This window comes from Pseudomonas sp. FH1, from assembly GCF_000510895.2.
Taxonomy (GTDB): domain Bacteria; phylum Pseudomonadota; class Gammaproteobacteria; order Pseudomonadales; family Pseudomonadaceae; genus Aquipseudomonas; species Aquipseudomonas azotoformans_A.
In genome coordinates, this window is record NZ_AOHM01000037.1 from 1 (window position 1) to 5,448 (window position 5,448).

General features: G+C 51.0%; 2 tRNA genes and 2 rRNA genes. All 4 read left to right on the top strand.

Annotated features, from left to right (window positions below):
- Positions 1-309: 309 nt before the first annotated feature.
- The 4 genes from H096_RS13200 (at position 310) to H096_RS13215 (ending at position 5,252) form a co-directional block, all read left to right on the top strand.
- Positions 310-1,846 (top strand): 16S ribosomal RNA (locus H096_RS13200).
- Between the two features lie 82 nt (positions 1,847-1,928).
- Positions 1,929-2,005, top strand: a tRNA-Ile gene (locus H096_RS13205).
- 30 nt (positions 2,006-2,035) lie between these two features.
- A tRNA-Ala gene (locus H096_RS13210) sits at positions 2,036-2,111 on the top strand.
- 249 nt (positions 2,112-2,360) lie between these two features.
- Positions 2,361-5,252: ribosomal RNA gene (locus tag H096_RS13215) — 23S ribosomal RNA — on the top strand.
- The 16S and 23S rRNA genes sit together here with 2 tRNA genes alongside, the layout of an rRNA operon.
- Positions 5,253-5,448: the final 196 nt, after the last annotated feature.

The window sequence follows — 5,448 nt, forward strand, 5'->3', positions numbered from 1 at the left end:
ATTCGCCTCCCGCTGACGAGAGATCGGAAGCGCAAGTGGTTGAAGTTGTTGAAGAAATCTTCGAAAGCTTCTGAAAATAATCACTTGACAGCAAATGAGGCTGCTGTAGAATGCGCGCCTCGGTTGAGACGAAAGATCTTAACCAACCGCTCTTTAACAACTGAATCAAGCAATTCGTGTGGGTGCTTGTGGAGTCAGACTGATAGTCAACAAGATTATCAGCATCACAAGTTACTCCGCGAGAAATCAAAGATGTAACCAACGATTGCTGAGCCAAGTTTAGGGTTTCTTAAAAACCCAAAGATGTTTGAACTGAAGAGTTTGATCATGGCTCAGATTGAACGCTGGCGGCAGGCCTAACACATGCAAGTCGAGCGGTAGAGAGAAGCTTGCTTCTCTTGAGAGCGGCGGACGGGTGAGTAATGCCTAGGAATCTGCCTGGTAGTGGGGGATAACGTTCGGAAACGGACGCTAATACCGCATACGTCCTACGGGAGAAAGCAGGGGACCTTCGGGCCTTGCGCTATCAGATGAGCCTAGGTCGGATTAGCTAGTTGGTGAGGTAATGGCTCACCAAGGCGACGATCCGTAACTGGTCTGAGAGGATGATCAGTCACACTGGAACTGAGACACGGTCCAGACTCCTACGGGAGGCAGCAGTGGGGAATATTGGACAATGGGCGAAAGCCTGATCCAGCCATGCCGCGTGTGTGAAGAAGGTCTTCGGATTGTAAAGCACTTTAAGTTGGGAGGAAGGGTTGTAGATTAATACTCTGCAATTTTGACGTTACCGACAGAATAAGCACCGGCTAACTCTGTGCCAGCAGCCGCGGTAATACAGAGGGTGCAAGCGTTAATCGGAATTACTGGGCGTAAAGCGCGCGTAGGTGGTTTGTTAAGTTGGATGTGAAATCCCCGGGCTCAACCTGGGAACTGCATTCAAAACTGACTGACTAGAGTATGGTAGAGGGTGGTGGAATTTCCTGTGTAGCGGTGAAATGCGTAGATATAGGAAGGAACACCAGTGGCGAAGGCGACCACCTGGACTAATACTGACACTGAGGTGCGAAAGCGTGGGGAGCAAACAGGATTAGATACCCTGGTAGTCCACGCCGTAAACGATGTCAACTAGCCGTTGGAAGCCTTGAGCTTTTAGTGGCGCAGCTAACGCATTAAGTTGACCGCCTGGGGAGTACGGCCGCAAGGTTAAAACTCAAATGAATTGACGGGGGCCCGCACAAGCGGTGGAGCATGTGGTTTAATTCGAAGCAACGCGAAGAACCTTACCAGGCCTTGACATCCAATGAACTTTCTAGAGATAGATTGGTGCCTTCGGGAACATTGAGACAGGTGCTGCATGGCTGTCGTCAGCTCGTGTCGTGAGATGTTGGGTTAAGTCCCGTAACGAGCGCAACCCTTGTCCTTAGTTACCAGCACGTAATGGTGGGCACTCTAAGGAGACTGCCGGTGACAAACCGGAGGAAGGTGGGGATGACGTCAAGTCATCATGGCCCTTACGGCCTGGGCTACACACGTGCTACAATGGTCGGTACAGAGGGTTGCCAAGCCGCGAGGTGGAGCTAATCCCATAAAACCGATCGTAGTCCGGATCGCAGTCTGCAACTCGACTGCGTGAAGTCGGAATCGCTAGTAATCGCGAATCAGAATGTCGCGGTGAATACGTTCCCGGGCCTTGTACACACCGCCCGTCACACCATGGGAGTGGGTTGCACCAGAAGTAGCTAGTCTAACCTTCGGGAGGACGGTTACCACGGTGTGATTCATGACTGGGGTGAAGTCGTAACAAGGTAGCCGTAGGGGAACCTGCGGCTGGATCACCTCCTTAATCGACGACATCAGCTGCTCCATAAGTTCCCACACGAATTGCTTGATTCATTGAAGAAGACGATAAGAAGCAGCCCGAAATTGGGTCTGTAGCTCAGTTGGTTAGAGCGCACCCCTGATAAGGGTGAGGTCGGCAGTTCGAATCTGCCCAGACCCACCAATTTTGTGTGGGAAACGCCTGTAGAAATACGGGGCCATAGCTCAGCTGGGAGAGCGCCTGCCTTGCACGCAGGAGGTCAACGGTTCGATCCCGTTTGGCTCCACCACTACTGCTTCTGAAGTTTGAAAGCTTAGAAATGAGCATTCCATCAAAATGATGGTGAATGTTGATTTCTAGTCTTTGATTAGATCGTTCTTTAAAAATTTGGGTATGTGATAGAAAGATAGACTGAACGTTACTTTCACTGGTAACGGATCAGGCTAAGGTAAAATTTGTGAGTTACTCAGTTTTGAGTATTATCGAATTTTCGGCGAATGTTGTCTTCACAGTATAACCAGATTGCTTGGGGTTATATGGTCAAGTGAAGAAGCGCATACGGTGGATGCCTTGGCAGTCAGAGGCGATGAAAGACGTGGTAGCCTGCGAAAAGCTTCGGGGAGTCGGCAAACAGACTTTGATCCGGAGATGTCTGAATGGGGGAACCCAGCCATCATAAGATGGTTATCTTACGCTGAATACATAGGCGTAAGAGGCGAACCAGGGGAACTGAAACATCTAAGTACCCTGAGGAAAAGAAATCAACCGAGATTCCCTTAGTAGTGGCGAGCGAACGGGGACTAGCCCTTAAGTGGCTTTGAGATTAGCGGAACGCTCTGGAAAGTGCGGCCATAGTGGGTGATAGCCCTGTACGCGAAAATCTCTTAGTCATGAAATCGAGTAGGACGGAGCACGAGAAACTTTGTCTGAATATGGGGGGACCATCCTCCAAGGCTAAATACTACTGACTGACCGATAGTGAACTAGTACCGTGAGGGAAAGGCGAAAAGAACCCCGGAGAGGGGAGTGAAATAGATCCTGAAACCGTATGCGTACAAGCAGTGGGAGCCCACTTTGTTGGGTGACTGCGTACCTTTTGTATAATGGGTCAGCGACTTATTTTCAGTGGCGAGCTTAACCGAATAGGGGAGGCGTAGCGAAAGCGAGTCTTAATAGGGCGTCTAGTCGCTGGGAATAGACCCGAAACCGGGCGATCTATCCATGGGCAGGTTGAAGGTTGGGTAACACTAACTGGAGGACCGAACCGACTACCGTTGAAAAGTTAGCGGATGACCTGTGGATCGGAGTGAAAGGCTAATCAAGCTCGGAGATAGCTGGTTCTCCTCGAAAGCTATTTAGGTAGCGCCTCATGTATCACTGTAGGGGGTAGAGCACTGTTTCGGCTAGGGGGTCATCCCGACTTACCAAACCGATGCAAACTCCGAATACCTACAAGTGCCGAGCATGGGAGACACACGGCGGGTGCTAACGTCCGTCGTGAAAAGGGAAACAACCCAGACCGTCAGCTAAGGTCCCAAAGTTATGGTTAAGTGGGAAACGATGTGGGAAGGCTTAGACAGCTAGGAGGTTGGCTTAGAAGCAGCCACCCTTTAAAGAAAGCGTAATAGCTCACTAGTCGAGTCGGCCTGCGCGGAAGATGTAACGGGGCTCAAACCATACACCGAAGCTACGGGTATCACGTAAGTGATGCGGTAGAGGAGCGTTCTGTAAGCCTGTGAAGGTGAGTTGAGAAGCTTGCTGGAGGTATCAGAAGTGCGAATGCTGACATGAGTAACGACAATGGGTGTGAAAAACACCCACGCCGAAAGACCAAGGTTTCCTGCGCAACGTTAATCGACGCAGGGTTAGTCGGTCCCTAAGGCGAGGCTGAAAAGCGTAGTCGATGGAAAACAGGTTAATATTCCTGTACTTCTGGTTATTGCGATGGAGGGACGGAGAAGGCTAGGCCAGCTTGGCGTTGGTTGTCCAAGTTTAAGGTGGTAGGCTGGAATCTTAGGTAAATCCGGGATTCTAAGGCCGAGAGCTGATGACGAGTTAACTTTTAGTTAACGAAGTGGTTGATGCCATGCTTCCAAGAAAAGCTTCTAAGCTTCAGGTAACCAGGAACCGTACCCCAAACCGACACAGGTGGTTGGGTAGAGAATACCAAGGCGCTTGAGAGAACTCGGGTGAAGGAACTAGGCAAAATGGCACCGTAACTTCGGGAGAAGGTGCGCCGGTGAGGGTGAAGGACTTGCTCCGTAAGCTCATGCCGGTCGAAGATACCAGGCCGCTGCGACTGTTTATTAAAAACACAGCACTCTGCAAACACGAAAGTGGACGTATAGGGTGTGACGCCTGCCCGGTGCCGGAAGGTTAATTGATGGGGTTAGCTAACGCGAAGCTCTTGATCGAAGCCCCGGTAAACGGCGGCCGTAACTATAACGGTCCTAAGGTAGCGAAATTCCTTGTCGGGTAAGTTCCGACCTGCACGAATGGCGTAACGATGGCGGCGCTGTCTCCACCCGAGACTCAGTGAAATTGAAATCGCTGTGAAGATGCAGTGTATCCGCGGCTAGACGGAAAGACCCCGTGAACCTTTACTATAGCTTTGCACTGGACTTTGAATTTGCTTGTGTAGGATAGGTGGGAGGCTTTGAAGCGTGGACGCCAGTCTGCGTGGAGCCAACCTTGAAATACCACCCTGGCAACTTTGAGGTTCTAACTCAGGTCCGTTATCCGGATCGAGGACAGTGTATGGTGGGTAGTTTGACTGGGGCGGTCTCCTCCTAAAGAGTAACGGAGGAGTACGAAGGTGCGCTCAGACCGGTCGGAAATCGGTCGTAGAGTATAAAGGCAAAAGCGCGCTTGACTGCGAGACAGACACGTCGAGCAGGTACGAAAGTAGGTCTTAGTGATCCGGTGGTTCTGTATGGAAGGGCCATCGCTCAACGGATAAAAGGTACTCCGGGGATAACAGGCTGATACCGCCCAAGAGTTCATATCGACGGCGGTGTTTGGCACCTCGATGTCGGCTCATCACATCCTGGGGCTGAAGCCGGTCCCAAGGGTATGGCTGTTCGCCATTTAAAGTGGTACGCGAGCTGGGTTTAGAACGTCGTGAGACAGTTCGGTCCCTATCTGCCGTGGACGTTTGAGATTTGAGAGGGGCTGCTCCTAGTACGAGAGGACCGGAGTGGACGAACCTCTGGTGTTCCGGTTGTCACGCCAGTGGCATTGCCGGGTAGCTATGTTCGGAATAGATAACCGCTGAAAGCATCTAAGCGGGAAACTAGCCTCAAGATGAGATCTCACTGGAACCTTGAGTTCCCTGAAGGGCCGTCGAAGACTACGACGTTGATAGGTTGGGTGTGTAAGCGCTGTGAGGCGTTGAGCTAACCAATACTAATTGCCCGTGAGGCTTGACCATATAACACCCAAGCAATTTGACTACTCGAAAGAGCATCAGATTGCGGTGTGTGAAGACGATAGAACCGAAAGTTCGAATCTCACAAAACACCGAAAGCTGTCACATACCCAATTTGCTGAAGCGAGGCACCTGCCACGACTCAGTACCCGAATTTCTTGACGACCATAGAGCATTGGAACCACCTGATCCCATCCCG